Raw genomic sequence first — 22,100 nt, forward strand, 5'->3', positions numbered from 1 at the left:
CATTTTGGTTTTCTATTTTTTTAAAAATACGCTGTGAAATTTTAAACAGGAAAGAATAGCGAATTTCCGGAATTTAATTTCACACCATTGGGAAAATTACGTATAAATACGTAATCCATTTTCCTGCCATATCTATAGATTTGTGGTATACATGAAACCTGCTTTCCAAGCAGTAGTATTGATAAAACTTTATAATAACCAGAAATCAAAAAATTAATTCTATGGCTAAGTTTACGAGAAAAAACGCATGGGATCAGAATGGAACTTTTGACAATCCAGATCTGTTATGGTATGCGAAAGCAGTTGGAATAATGCAGTCGCGTGCTTTAAATGACGAAAACAGCTGGTGGTTTTTTGCAGCAATGCATGGCGAACAGATGGGAGGAGAAAAATTTCCGAACTGGAACGTCCTTCCCGGACCTCCAAACGTTCCTACAAGCCCGTTGCCTGATCAGGGTACAATGGATAAGTATTGGAACCAGTGTCAGCATCAGAGCTGGTATTTTGCCCCATGGCACCGCGGTTATCTTATTGCCCTGGAAGAGCAGATCCGTCAGGCTGTAATCAGTTTAGGTGGGCCTGCAGACTGGGCGCTTCCTTACTGGAACTATCTTGGATCCGGTGATCAGTATAAAATACCGCCGGCTTTCACACAGAAAACCCTTCCGGATGGAACTCCGAATCCATTATATGTAACGGCAAGATACGGACCTAAAAATGATGGCAATATCTATGTTGAAATTCCACCATTGTCAGAAGCCTGCCAGGGAAATACAATTTATACCGGAAGCAACTCGGCAACTTCAAAACCCGGCTATGGAGGACCGGCAACCAGGTTCTCACATGATGGAAATGTGAGTGGAAATCTTGAGAGCAATCCTCACAATCTGGTACACGTACAGGTAGGAGGGCAGGACGGAATTATGTCTGATCCTGATTCTGCAGGACTTGACCCTATTTTCTATCTGCATCACTGCAATATCGACAGAATGTGGGCTGCCTGGAATGTAAAGAACCGTAATCCTGTTAATCCGCTCTGGCTTGGAGGACCGGCACTATACGGCGAAAGAGAATTTATTATGCCTTTACCCGATAATAATGCATGGGTTTATACACCTGGAGAAATGACCAGTTTAGATAACCTGGATTATACCTATGATGATCTTGCGCCAACAACAGAACCTTTAGTGGAGAAAACACTTTCTCAGAGATTAACTAAATTAGGGGCAAAATCTATTGAAACCGAAAATATACAAGAACAGAATATGGACCTTGGAGATAACTCAGAACTTGTTGGCGCCAATGCAGGACAGGTTCAAATAGACGGATCAGGAGCAAAAACCACAGTTAAGCTGGAAAGCAGCTCCTGGAAGAATGTACCGAACAGTCTGATGAAAGCTTCCGTATCCAATTTGCCGGATCAGGTGTATCTTCAGCTGGAAAACGTGAAAGGAAGCAGAGACGCCAATATTCTTAATGTTTCGGTGAATCATCAGCTTGCCGGGCATATTTCACTTTTCGGGTTGCGTAACGCTTCTGATAAAACCGGTCATAATGCCGGAAATGGTCTTACTTTTATCCTTAATATTACAGATATTATAGATAATCTGTTTATTAATAATGAGCTTGATATTAATGCTCTCGATGTGACCATCCTTCCTGATAATGTGATTCCGGAGGACGAAAAAATTACGGTGGGCCGCGTAAGCATTTACCGTGAAGCGCAGCAGCTATGACCACCTCAAAGAGAATCAGTTATTCAATAAGCATAACGATTCTGGCGGTAAGCGCCCTGTTTTGGGTCATCCTGCTGTTTAATCCGGGAGGGATCATGACGGTAAAGCATTGTCATGTAACTCTTGAAGGACCTTCAAAAGCATCGCTTCAGATGATGCTTCAGATGAATCCTGTTTCGGATCTGATGACGGGCTGGACGCTCATGGTGCTGGCCATGATGCTGCCCAAGCTCATTGCTCCGGTTCAGTATATCTATAACCGCAGTTTTAAAAAACGCCGTTTTGCATCTGCATTGCTTTTTATCTCCGGATATACTGCGGTCTGGATTGTAATGGGCTTCTTCATTAATGCAATCATTGTAGGATTAAATCTGCTATTGCCCAATTCATATATTCCTGCAATAGGAGTAGGGATAATAGCGGTAATCTGGCAGTTTTCCCCAATCAAACAGCGATGCCTGAACCGTGGCCATGATCATCTTCCATTGGCTGCTTTCGGCCCGGAGGCCAATCGTGATGCATTAATGTTTGGGATCATGCATGGCGTCTGGTGCGTGGGAGCGGGATGGGCACTTATGCTTTTTCCGATGCTGCTACCGGCCGGGCACAATCTGGCCATGATAGTGGTAACCTTCATCATGATCAGTGAGCATATGGAGCATCCGAAGTTTCCCAGATGGCATTTCAGTTTTCGTTTGAAATTACTGCGTGTAATCATGGCAAGAACAAAAACCGGTTTAAAAACAGCATTGAACTCAAACTAATACTTTTGTTTTCTACTATATTCTACGATCACCGTACTTATTAATGAATCTAAAATAAGGGTGAGAAGCTACCGCACTGGAGAGTGCGGTAGTTTTTTATTTTACTTAATTTCACATATATGGGATTTTATTTACCTGGATTTTTTGTTTGTTGATGGGCTATTATGCTTTAAGTATAAACTTTGAAAATAAAAATACGTAGAAATACGTAAAGAATATCAATGGATAATTTCTAGCTTTGAGTATAAGATTTAGGTAAGCAGGACATTATTTTTCCATACTTACTTTTGAAAACAGATCTTTACGGTACTTTTTAGTGCTGATATCCTGAGACGGTAATTTCTTACTACGATTACATCTATTAAAACTATACCTGTTAAAAAAAATTAAAGCCATGACAAAATTTGACACCCCTGCCTATCAGGCAGAAAAAGATTTCAAAAATGACCCGGATCTGAAAAGCCAGATTGAAAATGCCTGGAGCAATTATGTACAATATTGCACCATTAATTCTCAAATGGGAAATCCATGGTCAAGTTCGTATGATCATCCAAGAAGCTGGTATTACAATCCTCTGGTGACTCCTGCAGAACCCGTTAAGAATAATACGGTACCTATCCAGTGGGGAGCTTTTCCAAACAGGATCAATCATTACTTTACCAGCTTGTTTGTAGAAAAATTTGGAAAGACCGATGCTCCGGATAAGCTGCATGAGCTGGCAGATATTGGCCCGGATGCTTTCAGTAAAAAATACAATATCACATTGGTAGTGTCTAAAAACCCATGTGATCCGGCTAATACGGAAACCAAGCCATTTGGACCGTCAGGACCCCGAGGATGGCAGGATGAATACTGCGAATGGGCCGTTACAAGAGATGCCAGCGGTGACATTATTGCAGTAGATTTTACCCATGAAAACCCGGAATACTGGTTCCACATGTGGAAAGTGTCTCCAGACATGGTTGTTTCTCTGTACCAGGAGATCCTTAATAACCCGGATGTAAAAAAGGAAGACCTGTATCTTTTGGATGAAAAAGGAAATTATGTAATCGTAAGAGAAACCGGTTTGCCAGCCTATAATCCGATTAATAAATGGAACAGCGGTTCTTCAGCAACAGCCGAAGGAGGAGGAGCCGTTCACCTCACAAGCCCGCCCAATTCCCTGGGAGCAGAAATTTATCTTGGAGCTGCAGCCACCATCTTGAGAGTTAATAGTAAAGGAAAAGTAATTACAGATGCTAATGAACTTATCTGTGCGGCCCAATATGGACAGATCTACAGAAACAGTGATCCGCGGATCGGACAGAACGTGAATTCACTGGTTTACAATAATAAACTGAAAATTTCACTAACCAATCCTATTGCTTTGTACGGGCAGCTACCGGATTTTACGCAATTCAAGATGCCTGATTCAGCAGAAGGATATAAGATTAATGACTGTTATAAAGTGATCCGAGGATCCGATACCAATCCGGGAACTACATTTTATCCGTTCAATATGATCCTTCATTCACGCTTTGAAGCGCCTGCCGGTGCCAAGTTTAAACTTAGCGATATTATGGTGAAAGGATCAAAGATCAAATGGGGTTCGCAGATTGCGGATGTCTTTAAAGTACAGCTTGCGGGAACGGGAATCCCAGGAGGGGGAGACCAGCCCCAGCAATACCCGGCAGTAGGAGATCCCGAGGTTACGCTGCCAAGTGTACAGTACGTCCTGGATAATAATCTGCTTCAGGCAAGTCTTTACAATAAACTGAATACATTTTCTAATTTAACTTCATGCATTACGCAGGTCGAAGCAGGAACTACCACCAGTGGAATTGCTATTCTGGCCAGCGACGCCAATAAAGGAACCGGATTTGATTTCGGACCGGGAATCAGTGTCTCGGTGACGGATTTTCAGGATCTGGGCAATGACAATCAGCTATTCATCGTTGATATCAACGTGCATTCCGCTGCATTATTAGGAGAAAAACCATTGGCTTTGTTTAATAATACTACAGATCCTAGATACTCTATTGCAGGAGTTTTGGAAGTAGTGGCGTCCGGCTCCCTGCCAAAACTGAATATTGCCCCTAATCACAGCTTGCTTTCTGACCAGCAGATGAAGCAGGTTCAAAAGATGCTGAAATGAGAACGCTGCTGATTTCCTTTTTTCTATTGAGTTTAATTTCAATTTCATGTGAATCCGGAAAAAAGGACAAAAAATTAAACTCCAGGGTTGGATTTTCACAGGAGCTGGCAGATTTTGACTGTGGGGCTTTCTGTGATCCGCCATCAGTGAGCTACCAGCTGCCGGTTGATTCTACCTGCGGGCACAGTTCCCAGAATGTTCTGAACTGTTTTGCATGGAAAAATTTTCTGGCCCTGAACTGGAAAGCTTCAGACGAAAGAGGGCTTCCGGATACCACAGCCGTTGCCGCTGATTATGGGATGCCGGGAGATTACAGTCCTACCGTATGGGAAAGCTATTTAAGTATTGAGGATGTATTTTCAGCCAGACAGCCGCAAACATGGAACCTTAAAAGCAAAAACGGCTATATCAAGTACATCAATGAAATTAATAAATTCACAGATATCAATGCCGCTCTTCCCAAACCCAAGCTGAGGGCTATGCTGGGAGGAAATGTAGATGAGATTATGCAGGCAAAAGGAGCGTGGCTGACGGATCAGAGCGGAAATATCGTTTGGTATGAGATCAGGATGAATAATATTGAAAGCGATTTTGTACGTCAGAATAAATTATATAATTCTGATAACCTGAATGCTTTTGCTGCGAAAAATCAAGGTGTATGGCTGCCGATGGAATCCATTGAGATCAAAGCGGCGTGGAGAATTATCCCCGATAACCAGTTAGAATCACTAAAGAATTTATACAAGATTTCCAGGGCTATGGTTCCCGAAATTAAAGGTTTTGATAAAAATAATCAGCCTATTTACGGGAAATATTCGCCTAAGTATCTTGGACTGGTAGGGCTTCATATCATCAGAAAAACCAATCAGTCCCCGCAATTTACCTGGATGACTTTTGAACATGTGAATAACGCACCGACAGAAGGACAGGTGGATCCATCCGTGAACTATTGTTTTTATAATCCTAAAAGCAAGGACAAGCCAAACCAGTCTCCGGTACCGGGACAGGATAGCCTGAATACACCGGTTCAGGTAGTGCGTATTGCAGATAATGCGATTTCGGAGGATATACAACAGCTGAACAAACAGATCCAGGCCATGATTAAAAAAAGCAATCCAAAATCGGTATGGCAATATTATCAGCTGGTGAATGTGCAGTGGCCGGAAAATCCTATCCAGGATACGAACAATAATAAAACAGCTCCACTTATGGATGGCGGAATTACCCCGAGTAACATAGCCAATGTTACCATGGAAACCTACATTCAGGAGAAGCAGTGTATGGACTGCCACAAAAATGCTTCAGTAGGAGCTCAGAAATATCCTACCGATTACAGTTTTATCTTTTTAAAGGCAAAACCCGGAAAGTAAAGTACTAAAATTGCTATTTGATTTCATAAATGAGAAAACCGCGGCTTGTAACAGCAGCGGTTTTCTTTTGTATTTTAACAGGCACCCATTAACTCTGATACCCTAATAATTTTCTGATCTGGTAGAAAAATCTTTCAATAAGTCTGAGGTCCTGCGTTACGATTTCGGCATTACCCCTAAGTTCCTTATCAAAAGTAAGATTTTTATTATAGCTTGTTTTTAATCCTTTCGGAAGAACGATATCTACATAATAATTTCCTTTGTCATCAGGAATAAGCGAGATATTCTGAACTTTTCCCTCCACGATTCCGTATTCCTGGAAGCGGTAGTTATCCAATTTGATCAGTACTTTCTGACCTGTAGTCACCTTTCCTGAGTTAACGGTAGGGACAGACATTCTGCCTACCAGTTTTTCTTTATTGGAAGGAAGAATGGAAAGAATAGGCTCTGCAGTTTTTACAAACTGATTTTCTCCAAAAAACTGCTGGAAACTGGCCATTCCGTCTGTGGAAGAAATAACAAGATAATTCTGTTCCCATTGTTTTAAAGATTTACGAAGCTGTTCAAAAAGCTGTAAAGTCTGGGAAGAATAAGTGATCTTGTCTTTTTCGGTATTAATGGCTGTTCCGCTTTTTGTTTTATTGAGGTTGGAAATCCCCTCATCCATCTGAGAGATTGAAATATTAAGGTTTTCCAGATTCTGCTGGGCCTGAAGAAATTTTATTTTCTCATTTTCAAGTTCCATGGAAGCAATCACGCCCTGGTTGAAAAGTTCCTGGGATCTCTGATAGCTTTTCTTTGATAATTCATACTTGGCCTGCTCAAGGCTTTTCTGCTGCTTTAATGTAGCAATCCTTACCCTGTATTCTGAGATACTCTGGTTAGCAGCAATATTTTCCGGTGCATAGGGCTGAAGTCTGGTGAACAGTTCTTCATCCTGGAAAGCTTTTGCAAAACTGTTGTAATCACCCTGTAGCTCTCCAAGTTTAAACCTTGAAGTCTGGGCAATCGGAAAGTTCTGCAGCTGTTGAGGAGAGATAGAATCTACAAGCTTCTTCAGTTCCAGAACATCTTTGTAATTTGCTGTGGACTGCATCACCATCAACACATCATTTTTCTTAACCTGCTGATGATCCTTAATGAATATCTTCTCGATTTTCGAACTGGTTCTGGCTTCTATTTTTTCCGGTGGATTCTGTGAAGTTACAATAACGGGTGCTGCAACAAATTCCGGATACTTTATGATATAGCTCATCACAAGGATCAGCAAAAGTATAATTAATATCACACTGTTTCCCCAGCGTATCATCCAATGCGGAGGCTGGGTAAGAATATCCTGAACGCTTTCAGAGCGAAGTTCAATATTGTCTAAGATGTCTTCTTTCATATTCTATATATTAGCAACCCTCAGATATTGAGGATTGCTATTAATTTCAAGCTTTATATTATTTCATCATACATATCCCTAAAGAATAAATTTTCATGGAATGACGATCTAAACAAAAGCTGCTTTTAATTATAAAGTCTCACATTGCTGAGCATTGTACATGTTTTGGTGTATGCAAGCTCCTTTTTTTGGACACCAGTACAGTCTGCTGCAACCACAGTCATAAGGTTCACCAGGCATTGGTGGTTCAGTTGGGAAATGGGCCAGGCAGTCACCAATTCCTCCTCCTTTCAGAGATTTAAGATCGTTTCTTGTTAATTTTTTTAGATTTTTCATAGTAATGTCATTTTAGTTTTTCCTACTCTGTAAGCTTTTCGGAAGCCGCTTCATTCGTTTTGCTGATTCATGAAGATTTTCTGAACATCAGCAACCCTCAGAAGAAAGTTGCTGACAGGTATATCTTAAGCATGAAACGCCTGCTCTTCCTTATACTCTGCAGTTTGCGGGTGAGAAAAAACTAATGTGAACACAAGCTGTCATTTTTTCACACCATGCTAAACCACAGTCACATTGAAAAGGGGTTCCTGGTTCCGGTGGATTTTCTGGAAAATACTCTCCACACGTTCTTCCTCCTCCTGTCAAAGACTTAAGGTCAAGTCTTGATAATTTTTTTAAATTTTTCATAGTAATAATTTTAATTTCCTACTCTGTAAGCTTTTCGGATATCGCTTTATAATTTTGTTAATTTGTCCGGATTAATTTCCTAATTCCAGCTGGTTCTTCACCAATCTGTAGTATTCCCCTTTTAAAGAGACCAGTTCGGCATGATTACCTTCTTCTACCACTTTTCCGTTATCCAGTACGATAATTTTATCAGCATGTTTTACTGTGGATAATCTGTGGGCAATGACGATCGCGGTTTTGCCTTTAAAGAACTGTTCCAGATTTTCCATGATCACTTTCTCATTATTGGCATCCAGGGCGGAAGTTGCTTCATCAAAAAAGATAAATTCAGGAGATTTATAAACGGCTCTGGCGATGAAAAGCCTTTGCTTCTGGCCGCCGCTGACCCCAAGTCCTTCATTTCCGATTTTCGTATTATAGCTTAGCGGAAGACTTTCTATAAATTCTTTGATATTGGCGATTTCTACGGCCCGTCTTAATTTACTTTTGTCTACATGGTCTTCTCCTACGGCAATATTATTGGCAATGGTATCATTGAAAACATATCCTTCCTGCATCACCACACCGCAGTGATCTCTCCAGAATCTCGGAGAAATATTTCTCAGTTGGGTATTTCCAAGCTTAATTTCCCCCGTATTCGGTTCGTAGAATTTCATCAGAAGTTTTAAAAGGGTCGTTTTTCCACTTCCACTGGCTCCTACAATAGCCGTTGTTTTCTGAAAAGGAATACTCAGGCTCAGATCTTCAAACACAGGAACATCAGATCCGATGTATCTGAAAGATATATTATTCACTTCAATATCCCGCTGCGGAATTTCACCGGCATACTGCTCATTGAGGTCTTCTTCATCTTCTTTATCATGGATTTCACCCAGTCTTTCCAGGGAAATTTTAGCATCCTGGGTCTGCTTGATGAAATCGATAAGCTGTAACAATGGGCTATTAAGCTGCCCGATGATGTATTGTACGGAAAGCATCATCCCCAGGGTAAGATTTCCACTCAGAACCAGTTTGGCCGAAAGGAAACTTACCAGGATATCTTTCATCTGGTTAATGAAATTTCCTCCTACAGACTGCCATTGCTCCAGGGAAAGAGATTTTATTCTGATTTTGAATAATTTCACCTGCAGGAATTCCCAGTCCCAGCGTTTCTGCTTTTCTGCGTTATGCATTTTGATCTCCTGCATACCGTTGATAAGCTCAATAACTTTGCTCTGCTCCTGTGAAACCTGGGAGAATCTTTTATAATCTAATTCTTTTCTTTTATTAAGGAAGAAACTGATCCATCCGATGTAAAGAGCGGCCCCTACAAGATAAACAAGAAACAGCCTGTAATCATAGAAGAGAAGGACAATACTGAAAATAATAAGGTTGACCAGTGAAAACAGGGTATTTAATGAGGAACTTGTCAGCAGCTGCTCAATCCTGTGGTGGTCATTGATTCTCTGCATAATATCCCCGGTCATTCTTGTATCGAAAAAGCTTATCGGAAGCCTCATAAGTTTGATAAAGAAATCTGAGATAATCGAAATATTGATTCTTGCGGAGAGATGCAGAAGAATCCAGCTCCGGATCACTTCAATACCCATTCTTCCCAGGAACAGCATAATCTGGGCAAGAAGAACCACGTAAATGAAGTTGAGATCCTGGTTTTGTATCCCGACGTCTACAATACTCTGGGTAAGAAACGGGAAAATAAGCGAGAGTAAACTTCCTGCCAATAGTCCTACCGCAAGCTGTATAACCAGTGATTTGTATTTCAGCAGATATTTGGAAAGGAAAGAGAAGCTGGCTTTGCTTTCTTCCGCATCAAATTCCGTCTGGAAAAACGCAGGGGTGGTTTCAAGAATAAGGGCAATACCTTCTTCTGTATTTTCGTTGGCATTTTCACCGATCCATAATTTGATGAACTCTTCGCGGGTATACGTTATCAGTCCGTAGCTCGGATCTGAAATATAGACTTTGTTAGTTTTATCAATTTTATAAACCACTACAAAGTGGTTCTTGTTCCAGTGTACGATACATGGGAACGGAATTTCTTCTGCAAGGGTATTAAAATCGATCTGGACTCCAAGCGAACGGAATCCCAGGTTTTCTGACGCATCACTCAGCCCTAATAGGCTGCTTCCTTCACGGGTAGTTTCAGAAAGGGTACGGATTTGCTGCAAAGAGATACTTCTGCCGTAATATTTACTTACAATTCTAAGGCAGGTAGGGCCGCAGTCTTTAGCATCCGGCTGTTTATAAAAGGGAAATTTCTTCAAAATTAATACTCATTATAAAATGCCGCCACAACAGGACGACATTTTGCTTATTCATTGTGTTGATTAACTATTCATGGCTAATAATAGCACTATTTTTTGTTTGTTTATAAAGTTTGCAAAATATAGGAAATATTCTGCAAATAGGATACAATTAACCGAAGACAGGATCAATACAAAGATTACGTTTGCAATGGTTCGGGCTCATGCATATAGCAGTACATCCTTCCAGACAGATTACTTCTCCCATTCTGGGGCAGTACCATCCGCCTGCACCGTCACTCACAGGTGCACCATATCCTCCTGTAATAGATTTTAAATGCTCTCTGGATACTTTTTTTAAATTTTTCATAGTGGTGTATTTAGTTTTTTGTTTTCCTACTCTTTTATAGCTTTTCGGAGTCCGCTTTTATTTTTTCCTAAGATAGTGAATTTTTGAATGCTGAAAGGATTTCTTACTGAAAGTCCTCATCTTCCATTAATTCATCAACAAAAAACCAAATATCTTCACGGTCATACTTGTCCGGGAACTGATGTCCGTTAAGGATAAAAATGGGTGTGAAGTTTAATCCGGCATTGTTATTATCGTTCGTCATCTCAACGAATGGGGTAAGATCCTGCGCATCAGAAGATCCGGCCAGAGAAACGATCTTTTGTTCATCTCGGGTTTCAAACCATTGCTCCACGGCATTTAAAAATTCCTTCTGCGGCTTATGGTGGTACATAAAATTGAATGCCGACAGGAGCTTGGTATATTTTTCATCCGCTCTTTCCGGAGAATAATTGAAACGGATCTGTACAGAAATATCGTCAGGGTATTTTTCCAGAAGGCCTTCCATGATCTTGTGACCGTCTTTACAAAAACCGCAATAAGGATTTGATACTATGGAAAGGCGAAGTTTAGCATCTTTACTCCCCAACGAGAAAGTTTCAGTATCCTGGAATTCTATTTTTTCATTTTCCAGCAGCTGGCTTTTGAAAAGCTCGTAATTTCTTTTAAACCTGAGGTTTTTTGCGTTTGATTTCTGAAGAGCTTCTTTTTGGGTAAGAATATTGGTGAAATATAAAACCGTGCAGAATATCAGGATCCATAAAACAGCTGTTAATAAAAGCATTCCTATCGTAAGTACCGTATTTCCAAAGAATAGAATGCTCAGCACCAGTTGTCCGGCAAGGATTGAAATAATCAGAAGACAAACCCTGCAGAACGCTTTTTCCACGAAAGCCTGAATATATAATGAATAGGCTATTGCCAGTACGGAAACGAAGGTAAACCCTTTTACAATATAGGCTGTTGCAGGAAGGAAAAGTCCCAGAACAGCAAGTCCGGTAAAATAAATCAGGGAAAAATCAGAGAATTTTAAGCCTAAAATACTCGTTTTATCCTGTTTGATGATCTTATCACATGAGTTGGTTACTTGTTTTCCTGACGTATCTCCACAAATACTTCCAATTACAGTAGAGGTATTCCCGAATTTCTGGTTGAAAATTTCCATCGAAATATAAACACCGGCCAGGGAAAGAACATTGAAAATCGCTTCAAATAGGGTCTGCGTAAAAAAAGAATAACCAAGAATAATGGCAAAGACAACATATAAGAGCGGCTTAAAATCAAAAGCAGCCCTGTTTTCTGCATTTTCTGTTTTTTCAAAAAGCAGTACGAAATCCGTTGATTTTTTGTGAAGCTCTTCCTTATTCAGTGTTTTGGCTTTTTCTGAATAAACCGAATAACCGGCTCCCGATTTCTTTACCAGAGAAAAGGAGTTATCTACAATCGCAATAAATTCTTCCGGCAGTTCATCCCAATATTCCTTATCAAGTTCATAGGCATCATTTTTTACGCCCATAAAGTTGAGCGTGTCACTAAAAGCAAGTGCAGAAGGGTAGTTTGGATGAGAATTGAACTGGAATGTGAATTCCTGTTTATCGAGTTTTAGATGGTTAATGAGTTTATCGAAAATCATAGTAATATTTTTAACTAAAATACGCAGATGTTTTAAAAAAACAAGTTTTTTTTCTTTTGTTAGTGATATACTATTGTTAAATGCTTGATTTTGTGTAAATATTATTGTATTTTTTGTTTTGGGTAGTAAAAAATTAAATCGATTTCGTAATTAAATTGAATTCGAATCCTGCTTGATAAGGTGTAAAATAGTTTCGAAGCACTCGCTATGTCTTAAAGAAGCGGAAATTTTTTTAAGAAAAACATACCGGGTAAAAAATTGTGAAATAAAACTAAGTAATTGATATGAAATAAAGGTTTTGAATTATTAAAATTTGAAAATAAGGAAAATTACCGGCGAATAGTGAGCGTTATTTTTGGTGCAGGATAAAATCTGAATGGTTTTTTGATGTTTATCCGTTCTTTTGAAAATAACTCTAATTTTTACCTTTCAAAAAAATGTAAAAAAACGGAATGTTTTATTATTAAACAATTGTTTAATTTTGTGATGGTTTACTAGGTGAAATAAAATTTAAATGACGAATTATGAATGAATTGCTTTTTTTGATGAAGTTGTGATTCTCCGTTACAAACTCAAAAAAACTTAAAAAATCATAAATTTTTCTTAAAGTTTGAAAAAAGGATAAAAATGTTTTTGTAATTATAAAATATGTTGTACTTTTACATCGCCTTGAATGAGGGAACAAGTCAAGGTAATAAATTTTTTTTCATCATTTGTGTTTTTAGAATCGTATCGCCTGATACGATTCTTTTTTTTATGTTAATTTTCGTAGTTCAAAAGAAGGTCAATAAAGTAGGAGTACGTAACGGCACCCTCTTGCTGGTTGCTTTTTAAGAACAGATTATTTGTAAACCCAAAGAAATCATCAAGCCATCCCTGATGTCTTAAAATAAAACTCCGTTCATACAAGCGGTCTCTTTTCATGGCAGGAGAATAGCTGTTAAGAACAGATTGTACAAATTTCGGGTCTTCTTCTGCAATAAACCTCAAAAGACTTTTTAATGTAAAATATTCAGTGCTGTATTTCAGGTCCGGATTGTTGGAATGAATACCAATCAGGTAGCCGATGAAATTGGCTTCCTGCTCTCTGGCAAAGCCAAGCTGGTGCGAACTCTCATGAGCAGATGTAAACGGGATCATAGTATGCGGAAGCCTGGAATTGTATTGTGCTTCAGCTGTAAAAGGATTATAATATCCCAGTATGCCTGTAAAATTCATGACACTTTTAAAAAGACTGGATTTAAAAGAGTTGACCTGGGGTGCTCGTTTATCAGAAATAAATTGGGGAAGCTTTGCCTGCTGCTGAAGGATTTCGGTCTGAACAGCATTGAGGTCGGTCATAACAAAGATTCCGTTTTTATCCTCCCGTACAGATTCCCTGGTTGTTTTGCACTTTTCCAGATAGCGTAATGCCAGTTCTTTTGCTTTGCCGGTTTCCGGATCCTTCTGGCTGGAAAGTTTCTTAATAATAGGCGTCTGGAAATACAGCATTCCCCAAAAGATCTGGTACATAAAGTAAAAGATATTAATGGTGATCAGAAGCTTTAAAAATGCCCCGTTCCTGCTTTTCTTTTTAAAACATAGAACAATACAGTACAACAGGAAAATTCCCAATATAATATAGATAAGATCTCCAATGGAAAAAGGAATCCAGCTGAAGAGCTGTTGATGAATTTTTTTCTGCCATTCAAAGAACTGTTCAAAGAAAGAAATCATTGCTCCTGATTTCGAGAAGCCATAGAACAAAAGAAATTGGGCAAGTAATACACCTGCCCAAAACCTTTTTTTATATATTATTTTTATGGTATTAATGTCCACTGCCTTTTGATATTTTGTCCAGATCAATACCCTGAGATTTTAAGATCCCTGTTACACGGATTGCATAGAACGCAAGATAAGCAAAACAGATCACACCTACGATATAACTCATATGAATAGTTGTTAAATCAGCAATATATCCCTGGATTAAACTTACTACACCTCCTCCCATAATCATCATGATCAGTAATCCGGAACCCTGGTTCGTATGTTTTCCAAGACCGTTGATGGCAAGGGCGAAGATACAAGGCCACAGCGTAGAGCAGAATAGACCTACACTTGTAAAGGCATACACAGATACCATTCCTGATGTAAACATTCCGATCAGTAAAGCAGCGATCCCTGCTACAGAGAAAATCAAAAGCATTCTTGCAGGATTTCCTTTGCTCATAATATCGCAGATGATCATCACGATAATCACAGCACCGTAAATATAGAACGGGGAAAGGTCATGCTTTGCAATCGCATTTACCAGTAAAAATACCCCGAAAGCAAGATAAGGCGCAAGGAATCTTAAGATCTTTTTGAATCCGGCGCTCAGATCAAATGCTTCAACAGCACCTGTCCAACGGCCGATCATCAGAGATGCCCAGTACAATGAAATATATGGAGCTACATCTTTCGTCTCAAATCCTAAGCTTTTTTCCATATACGCAGGAAGGTTGCTTGCTGTAGAAACTTCTACGCCCACATAGACAAAAATCGCGATCATACCCATAACCAATTGCGGATACTGGAAGGCAGAGGTTTTGTGATCCCCCGGAACAACATCATCTGTATCTTTGGTATTGGTAGGAGTAACTGCCGGAAGTGAAGAAAATTTAAGCATAATGGCTACCAGCACGAAGGCGGCACCCAGCATCAGATAAGGAATCTTCACACTCTCAATACTGGCTTCCGTATTAGCCGCAGTGGCAGAACCGAAAATAGCAAATGACACGAGAAGCGGTCCTATGGTAGTTCCCAGGTTATTAATTCCTCCCGCCATAGTCAATCTTTGAGATCCCGTTTCAGTTGGACCCACTTCAATAGCCAACGGATTGGCGACGATCTGCTGTAAAGAGAACCCAAGCCCTACAATGAATAAACCGGAGATCATTAACGGAAACGATGCCATATTCGCTGCCGGATAAAATAATAAAGTTCCGGCCGCAGAAATCAGAAGCCCCAAAATCAAGCCGTTTTTGTAGCCTATTTTGTTGATCAGATCCTGTTTCAAACCTTTTGAAACCACCATATAAATTAAAGACCCCACTGTGTAAGCTACGTAAAAACAGATCTGTACGAGCATACTTTCGGTTTGGGATAATTTAAAGGCTTTTTGGAATACCGGGATCAGAATATCATTACTTGCCGCAACAAATCCCCAGAAAAAAAACACAGTAACCAGAGGAATAAACTGTCCCCAATTGGTTTGTTTAGAATAATTTGACATGTTTGTTAAAAATTTCGCAAACAAATATAACTATTTCTTTTAAATAGAGTGCTCCAGCAACGTTTTTTTTATCTCCTGATAAGCCTCGGTTTTCAGGTCTTTTGGTGAACCGGAAGGTTCCAGGATCCCGTTGAAGTACACTTTTACGCGTCCGGGATAGCCTTTTGAGCTGTCGAAAGGAAAAATTTCCTTTAATCCTATAAAAGTATAAACGGCAATCGGGGAGTGGTGTTTTGAAGATAAAGTAAAGGCGCCGTCTTTAAATTCGTCCAGGATAACAGAAGTGTCATCCGGAACGCCACCCTCGGGAAATATGGCAATGCTGTTGCCTTCTTCCATTTTTTCAGCGCATCTTCTGTAGACATCGGCGCGGCTTCTCGCACTTCCGCGGTCTACCATTACGCATATCCTTTTATATATGGTGCCGAAAATCGGGATCTTTACCAGTTCTTTTTTACCAACAAAACATATAGGGTGGTGGGGCATCAGGATGCAGGTAAGCATGATGTCCATGATAGAAGTGTGGTTGGAAATGAAAACATACTGCTTGCTTTTGTCTTTTTCGTCATTGGAAAGCCTGATAAGATCATATCTCAGCCCCATCCCGTAAAACATGCCGAAACACCAGATCCGGATAAATTGGTAAGCATACTTATAATGCTTTTTACTGAATGATAAAATATAGACAGGAATTCCTAAGGTAACCGTTAAGACAAATGCCAGTAGCAAAAGCCAGAATCTCCAGAGGTAATTTAAAATTTTTGTCACTGCTTAACCGTTAAAAATTACTTTCTTTTTTACTGAATAATTAAGAATGGAAACAAGGAGGATCGCTGCGATCTTACTGATCATTTCCGGGCTTAAGGTATAAAAAATCAAATTGATATTGTCCTTAAATATAAAGCTGTAAAAAACCTGGAAGAAACCTAAACTTAATAAAGTTGAAATAAAGGAGATAGCCATGAAATAAGCAAATTCCTTTCTTTTTGAATGCTTTCCTCTTTCAAAAACAAACCAGATACTCAGGAAATAATTGCTGATGATCCCACAGCTGGTGGAGAAAATATTACTTAAAGGATAGTGGATGCCGTGAAAATTGGTTTCACCTGAGAAAAAATGCGGCAGATAGGTGCTGAATGCCTTGAAGCTTCCGATTTCTACCACAGCACTGAGCCCTCCGGCTATAATGAAAAACAAAACCTGTTTCTGGCGTATTAGTAATTCTCTCATTCAATATATATGAAAGTGCAAATTTATAATAATGTAAGAATAAAAGATTATTTAAAATGAAATATTTGAGCATCTCCTTAGTGATATGTGATGCGAAAAGGCAAAAAGGCGAAAAAGCAAATGGATTTTTTTTGGTGAATGAATATAGAATTTTGCTTCAAGAAACAATTATTCCCAACGGCTCTCTTTAATTGCCGGCTTAATAGCGATTCAGCAATTTTGCACATTTGCCTTTTCGCCCTTTGCTTTTAGAAAATCCATTATGATAAAAAAATATCCCGGAAATTAATTTATAATGAATATAAAAAATAGACCGCCAAAATTACAATCCCTTACCCAGTAAAGAAATGAAGGCGGTTTGAAAAATGAGACGCTGAAATATTGTGATAAGCATATGTTAAACAATTAAAAAAGTTGTTAATTATTTTTTTTGAATCAAAATAATTTCTAAATTTAGTATTCAGAATGATGTAACCAAGACCTGATAATAAATTCATTTTCAACTCTTTGTGTTGATGGTTTTTTCTATCTTGTAATGTGCGCTAGAACGCATACTACCCTAATTTTTACGACCCAACTTATAATAATATTTGTATGAAAAGTCAAAACAAATACAGAAAATTCCAGCTTCAGCAAAAAAATATTGAGGCTCTTGAGAGAGAAAATTCCCGCTTCAAAAGAGTGTATTCAGAGTATGAAAATATGGCAGACGAATTGTGGAACCTTGAAAATTCTACAAACGAACCTGTACCTGATGATTTTATCAATGCCATCATGCTCCAGAGCTCCTATCTGGAAGACGAAATTGAAGACTGGCTTTTAAAGTTCAACAGTCAGAAAACTGATATAAAACATTAGAAGCTTCCCCTTCGTTTTAAACGCTATTTGAAGATAAATTCATATTTTAGCATCCTTAAACTAAAATGTAATATATGGTTGCTATTGTTGATAGTGGTTCTACCAAATCGGATTGGGTGATTCTTGATGATTTCAAAAAAGTGTTTTTAAAAACAGAAACCATCGGCTTTAATCCCAATTTTATCAACAGGGAACTCATTGTTCCTGAAATAGAAAAGAACAGCAGCCTTATACTGGTTAAAAATTCCATTACCAAAATCTTTTTTTATGGTTCAGGCTGCGGCGTGAAAAAAAACTGCGAAACCATAGAAGAAGAATTGAAAAAAGTATTCACAAAAGCTGAAATGGTAGTAAGAGAAGATCTTATGGCCGCTGCTTATGCTGCTTACAATGGAAAGCCCGCTGTAGTCTGTATTTTGGGAACGGGATCCAATTCCTGCTATTTTGACGGTGAAAATCTGAAAATAGAACTTCCTTCCCTGGGATTTCTGATGGGGGACGAAGGAAGCGGAAGTGCTATTGGAAAACAATTGGTACGCAGATACTTTATGAAAAAACTGCCGGAAGATCTTCATGCGGAATTTGACCGGAGCTATGGATTAAAAATAGAAGATGCTCTGCAAAACATGTATCACAGTCCGAGACCTAATGCCTGGCTGGCGGATTTCAACAAATTTGTCATCGAAAGAAAGGATCATCCTTATTTTCAGAATATGGTATACCAAGAAATGAAAAACTTCTTCGAGTATCAGGTTATTCCCTATAAAGAATCAAAAGATGCTGAGATCAATTTCATCGGCTCTATTGCTTATTACTATGAGCATATTCTCCGTTCTGTAGCGGAAGAATTTCATTTAAATGTGGGCCACGTGGTCCGCAAACCTATCGAAAGTTTAGTAGACTACCATATTAAGTATATACTTTAATAAAAAACAAAATTCTATGTCAAGTAAAACCCACCGCGACGAAAAGAACTTTAATCAGGCCGCGTTAGATTATCATAAAGCTGAACCTAAAGGAAAGATCGAAGTTATCCCTTCAAAACCGCACTCGTCCCAAAGAGACCTGTCATTGGCGTACTCACCGGGGGTGGCAGTTCCTTGTATGGAGATCCATGATAAGCCGGAAACCGTATACGATTATACAGGAAAAGGAAACCTGGTAGCTGTAATTTCAAACGGAACGGCTGTACTGGGATTGGGAGATATCGGAGCGGAAGCTTCAAAACCCGTAATGGAAGGAAAAGGTCTTTTATTCAAGATCTTTGCGGATATCAACGTTTTTGATATTGAGATTAATGAAAAAGATCCGGATAAATTCATTCAGATTGTAAAAGGGATTGCTCCTACATTCGGAGGAATTAACCTTGAAGATATTAAAGCCCCTGAAGCATTCTATATTGAGCAGAAACTGAAAGAAGAGCTTGATATTCCATTAATGCACGATGATCAGCACGGAACAGCGATTATTTCTGCTGCTGCCCTGATCAATGCCCTGCAGATTGCCGGTAAAAACATCGGAGAAGTAAAAATGGTGGTGAACGGAGCCGGAGCGGCTGCCATTGCCTGTACCAATCTGTATATTTCCTTAGGACTGAAAAGAGAAAACGTCCTGATGTGCGACAGTAAAGGTGTAATCAATCATAAAAGGGAAAACCTTACTCCTGAAAAATTAGACTTTATAGCTCAAACAGATATTGAAACTCTTGAAGATGCTGTAAAAGGCTCCGATGTCTTTATCGGTCTATCCAAAGGAAACGTGATGACTCCTGACATGCTTTCCGGCATGAATGAGAACCCCATCGTTTTTGCCCTGGCCAATCCTGATCCTGAAATTGCCTACGATCTTGCGATTGAAACCCGTAAAGATGTGATCATGGCAACAGGAAGAAGTGACTATCCTAATCAGGTGAACAACGTACTTGGATTCCCTTACATTTTCCGTGGTGCTCTGGATGTTCAGGCAACAGGAATTAATGAAGAGATGAAGTTGGCAGCCGTCCATGCTATTGCAGACCTTGCTAAAGAACCGGTACCGGAAGCCGTAATTCTTGCTTACAATGTTCAGAACTTACAGTTTGGAAGAGAGTATTTCATTCCGAAACCGTTTGACAACAGGCTGATCACCAAAGTATCCAGTGCGGTAGCAAAAGCAGCCATTGAAAGCGGTATTGCCGGAAAAAATATCGAAGACTTCGAAGAATACGAAAACCAGCTATTGGACAGAATGGGAAGAGATGAGAAGCTGGTAAGAATGATGCAGAGCCGTGCAAAATCCAATCCGAAAAGAATTACCTTAGGAAACGCTGAAGAATATAACGTTTTGAAAGCAGCACAGATCCTTTACGAAGAAGGAATTGCCTTCCCGAGCCTTTTAGGAGATAAAAAATACATCAAGGAACAGATGGAACGTTTCGGAATCAGTCTGGATGTTCCAATTATTGATCCAAGTGATGACGACCAGAAAGAAAACAGAAAAAAATACAGGGAAACCCTTTGGAAACTTCGCCAGAGAAAAGGAATGAACGAGTACAAAGCTAAAAGATATGTTCGCCAGAGAGATTATTTCGGTCCTTTGATGTTGAGACATGGGGATACAGACGGTCTTATCGTTGGCTTCTCTAAAAACTATACCTCCGTGCTTCGTCCGGTTCTGGAAGTGATTGAAAAGGATAAAGGAGTAGATAAAATAGCGGCCATGATGATGATCCTTTCAGAAAAGAAACCGATTTTCTTCGCTGATACTTCCATCAACCAGAATCCTACAGCGGAAGACCTGGTGAACATTGCTAAAATGGCGGAAATTACAGTGAAATCTTTTGCCATAGAGCCGAGAATTGCCATGCTTGGTTTCGAAAACTTTGCTGCCATTTCAGATACTTCCAAAAAAGTAGCCAAAGCAGTAAGCATCCTTCACGAGAAATATCCTAAAATGGTGGTTGATGGAGAAATTCAGCCGGATTTTGCGATGAATGCAGATCATTTGAGTGATTATCCCTTCTCAAAATTAGGAACCACACCTGCAAATACCTTCGTTTTTCCGAATCTTGAAAGTGCGAATCTTTCCTACAAGATCATCAGAGGAATGAAAGTAGCCCAGGTAATCGGCCCGATTCTGATGGGACTGAAACAGCCGGTACACGTTTTACAGATGCGTTCAAGCGTAGACGAAATTGTAAACCTGGCCACTGTAGCGGTTCTTGACGCTCAGAGAAGAGAAAACAAGAAATAAAGAATTGACCTTAAAGATAAAAAGCAGTATACAAAATTTTGTGTGCTGCTTTTTTTATGTTAAATATACTATTATATCATAAGATGGTGATTGTATCATGTTGCTGATGATAGAAATGAAAACATAAAAATATCCCTAAAACAGAGGCTTAAACAGTTGTTGTTTCTTTTAATTTAAGACAATTAGTAGTGTCTTAAAAAATAAATTTTAAATAATTTTATTGTTTTTTACAGAAAAATAAATACATTTACGATTGTCAAAAAAAAATTTACTATGAAAAACATTAAAAGATTGTCAAGAGAGAATTTAAAGCAAATTACTGGAGCAGGACCTAGAAGTCAGCCTATTCAGTCTCCGGATGGAACGTATTACTGTCTTCCGTCTCAGGGTCAGATGTGTGCGGTAAACGGCTGTACCGCAACTTGTGTTCAGGGCCCATGTCATCTTACCACATGCTTTGATATCAATCCTTAAGATGAATCACTCTATTTAAAACATAAACCTGTCCTTTTGGATAGGTTTTATAATTTATAGGAATTCCTTGAATGTACAGTCAAAATTTAAGTTAAAACTCATTCGTGCATGAAATGAAAATATTAATTAGTTTAAATTGCTATATTTGGGAGTTTTAAAAATTAATAATGATATTTTCCTTACAAGGCAGTGTTCAAGAACTTACGCCCGCCTACGCAGTGATCAACGTACAAGGAGTTGGTTACTATGTAGGTATCAGTTTGATGACCTCCCAGGCTCTGGCCCTGAATAAGCCGGCATTTCTGTTTACACAACAAATCATCCGGGAAGATGCACATCTTCTTTTTGGGTTTAACACACGTTCAGAAAAAGAAATGTTCAATCTGTTAATAAGCGTTAACGGAGTTGGAGCCGTTTCAGCCCTCATACTTCTTTCCACTTTAAGCCTTGAAGAGATCGCTTCGGCCATCCTTTCCAGGAACAGTGCACTCATTCAGAAAGCAAAAGGAATTGGGGCCAAAACCGCTGAAAGAATCATCGTGGATTTGAAAGATAAAGTCCAAAAATTCAGCGTTACAGACGAAAATATTTCTGCTTTTGCGGATAATAAAGTGAAGGAAGAATCGTTATCTGCATTAGAAGTTTTAGGAATCCCGAAACGCATGAGCGAGAAGATCGCAGACAGAATGATGAAACAGAATCCGGAGATCTCCGTAGAAGAATTGGTAAAACAAATTTTAAAAAATATTTAACA

General features: G+C 39.2%; 19 protein-coding genes. 9 read left to right on the plus strand and 10 right to left on the minus strand.

The window, feature by feature from the left end; genetic code table 11:
• The first annotated feature begins 221 nt into the window (after positions 1-221).
• The 4 genes from B7E04_RS06690 to B7E04_RS06705 all read left to right on the plus strand — a co-directional run bounded on the left by B7E04_RS06690 (position 222) and on the right by B7E04_RS06705 (position 6,004).
• Positions 222-1,736: a tyrosinase family protein gene (locus B7E04_RS06690; protein WP_080777914.1), complete on the plus strand. Its 1,515-nt coding sequence runs from the start codon at positions 222-224 to the stop codon at positions 1,734-1,736.
• Complete coding sequence (locus tag B7E04_RS06695; RefSeq protein WP_080777915.1) at positions 1,733-2,500, plus strand: DUF2182 domain-containing protein; 768 nt, start codon at positions 1,733-1,735, stop codon at positions 2,498-2,500. The genes B7E04_RS06690 and B7E04_RS06695 overlap by 4 nt, the downstream gene beginning before the upstream one ends.
• A gap of 394 nt (positions 2,501-2,894) precedes the next feature.
• Positions 2,895-4,634 carry a hypothetical protein gene (locus B7E04_RS06700; protein ID WP_080777916.1) on the plus strand — a complete coding sequence of 580 codons (1,740 nt, stop codon included), beginning with the start codon at positions 2,895-2,897 and terminating at the stop codon, positions 4,632-4,634.
• Positions 4,631-6,004 carry a hypothetical protein gene (locus tag B7E04_RS06705; RefSeq protein WP_080777917.1) on the plus strand — a complete coding sequence of 458 codons (1,374 nt, stop codon included), beginning with the start codon at positions 4,631-4,633 and terminating at the stop codon, positions 6,002-6,004. The genes B7E04_RS06700 and B7E04_RS06705 overlap by 4 nt, the downstream gene beginning before the upstream one ends.
• 88 nt (positions 6,005-6,092) lie before the next feature.
• Here the strand turns inward: B7E04_RS06705 and B7E04_RS06710 are convergent, their stop codons facing one another.
• The 10 genes from B7E04_RS06710 to B7E04_RS06745 form a co-directional block, all read right to left on the minus strand.
• Positions 6,093-7,391, minus strand: a complete 1,299-nt coding sequence (locus tag B7E04_RS06710; protein WP_080777918.1) for an HlyD family secretion protein — start codon at positions 7,389-7,391, stop codon at positions 6,093-6,095.
• Between the two features lie 129 nt (positions 7,392-7,520).
• Positions 7,521-7,727: a bacteriocin-like protein gene (locus tag B7E04_RS22725; RefSeq protein ID WP_062652093.1), complete on the minus strand. Its 207-nt coding sequence runs from the start codon at positions 7,725-7,727 to the stop codon at positions 7,521-7,523.
• A 150-nt stretch (positions 7,728-7,877) separates the two neighbouring features.
• Positions 7,878-8,075 (minus strand): bacteriocin-like protein, encoded by a 198-nt coding sequence (locus tag B7E04_RS21920; protein WP_117614961.1) that lies wholly within the window; start codon positions 8,073-8,075, stop codon positions 7,878-7,880.
• Between the two features lie 71 nt (positions 8,076-8,146).
• Positions 8,147-10,339: a peptidase domain-containing ABC transporter gene (locus tag B7E04_RS06720; protein WP_080777919.1), complete on the minus strand. Its 2,193-nt coding sequence runs from the start codon at positions 10,337-10,339 to the stop codon at positions 8,147-8,149.
• Between the two features lie 151 nt (positions 10,340-10,490).
• The gene (locus B7E04_RS21925) at positions 10,491-10,688 is read right to left on the minus strand and encodes a bacteriocin-like protein (RefSeq protein ID WP_139785351.1); all 198 of its coding nucleotides are present in this window, start codon (positions 10,686-10,688) and stop codon (positions 10,491-10,493) included.
• Positions 10,689-10,791: 103 nt separating this feature from the next.
• Positions 10,792-12,300 carry a vitamin K epoxide reductase family protein gene (locus B7E04_RS06725; RefSeq protein WP_080777920.1) on the minus strand — a complete coding sequence of 503 codons (1,509 nt, stop codon included), beginning with the start codon at positions 12,298-12,300 and terminating at the stop codon, positions 10,792-10,794.
• A 759-nt stretch (positions 12,301-13,059) separates the two neighbouring features.
• On the minus strand, positions 13,060-14,016 hold the full coding sequence (locus B7E04_RS06730; RefSeq protein WP_228439838.1) for a DUF3810 domain-containing protein: 957 nt from the start codon (positions 14,014-14,016) through the stop codon (positions 13,060-13,062).
• A 91-nt stretch (positions 14,017-14,107) separates the two neighbouring features.
• Entirely contained in the window at positions 14,108-15,553 is a 1,446-nt protein-coding gene (locus B7E04_RS06735; RefSeq protein ID WP_080777921.1) for an MFS transporter, read from the minus strand.
• A gap of 39 nt (positions 15,554-15,592) precedes the next feature.
• A complete protein-coding gene (locus B7E04_RS06740; protein ID WP_080777922.1) occupies positions 15,593-16,321 on the minus strand; it encodes a lysophospholipid acyltransferase family protein in 729 nt (242 codons plus the stop codon).
• Positions 16,322-16,324: 3 nt separating this feature from the next.
• On the minus strand, positions 16,325-16,783 hold the full coding sequence (locus tag B7E04_RS06745) for a GtrA family protein (RefSeq protein ID WP_080777923.1): 459 nt from the start codon (positions 16,781-16,783) through the stop codon (positions 16,325-16,327).
• A gap of 594 nt (positions 16,784-17,377) precedes the next feature.
• On the opposite strand from B7E04_RS06745, the gene B7E04_RS06750 reads away from it, so the two are divergent.
• The 5 genes from B7E04_RS06750 to ruvA all read left to right on the plus strand — a co-directional run bounded on the left by B7E04_RS06750 (position 17,378) and on the right by ruvA (position 22,098).
• Positions 17,378-17,641 carry a hypothetical protein gene (locus B7E04_RS06750; RefSeq protein ID WP_062650592.1) on the plus strand — a complete coding sequence of 88 codons (264 nt, stop codon included), beginning with the start codon at positions 17,378-17,380 and terminating at the stop codon, positions 17,639-17,641.
• A gap of 74 nt (positions 17,642-17,715) precedes the next feature.
• Positions 17,716-18,567 carry a BadF/BadG/BcrA/BcrD ATPase family protein gene (locus tag B7E04_RS06755; protein WP_080777924.1) on the plus strand — a complete coding sequence of 284 codons (852 nt, stop codon included), beginning with the start codon at positions 17,716-17,718 and terminating at the stop codon, positions 18,565-18,567.
• 16 nt (positions 18,568-18,583) lie between these two features.
• Positions 18,584-20,872 carry an NADP-dependent malic enzyme gene (locus B7E04_RS06760; protein ID WP_080777925.1) on the plus strand — a complete coding sequence of 763 codons (2,289 nt, stop codon included), beginning with the start codon at positions 18,584-18,586 and terminating at the stop codon, positions 20,870-20,872.
• Between the two features lie 273 nt (positions 20,873-21,145).
• The gene (locus B7E04_RS21930; RefSeq protein ID WP_139785352.1) at positions 21,146-21,346 is read left to right on the plus strand and encodes a bacteriocin-like protein; all 201 of its coding nucleotides are present in this window, start codon (positions 21,146-21,148) and stop codon (positions 21,344-21,346) included.
• A gap of 167 nt (positions 21,347-21,513) precedes the next feature.
• Positions 21,514-22,098, plus strand: a complete 585-nt coding sequence (gene ruvA, locus B7E04_RS06765) for a Holliday junction branch migration protein RuvA (protein ID WP_080777926.1) — start codon at positions 21,514-21,516, stop codon at positions 22,096-22,098.
• The last annotated feature ends 2 nt before the right edge of the window (positions 22,099-22,100 follow it).

This window comes from Chryseobacterium phocaeense, from assembly GCF_900169075.1.
GTDB classification, from domain to species: Bacteria; Bacteroidota; Bacteroidia; order Flavobacteriales; family Weeksellaceae; genus Chryseobacterium; species Chryseobacterium phocaeense.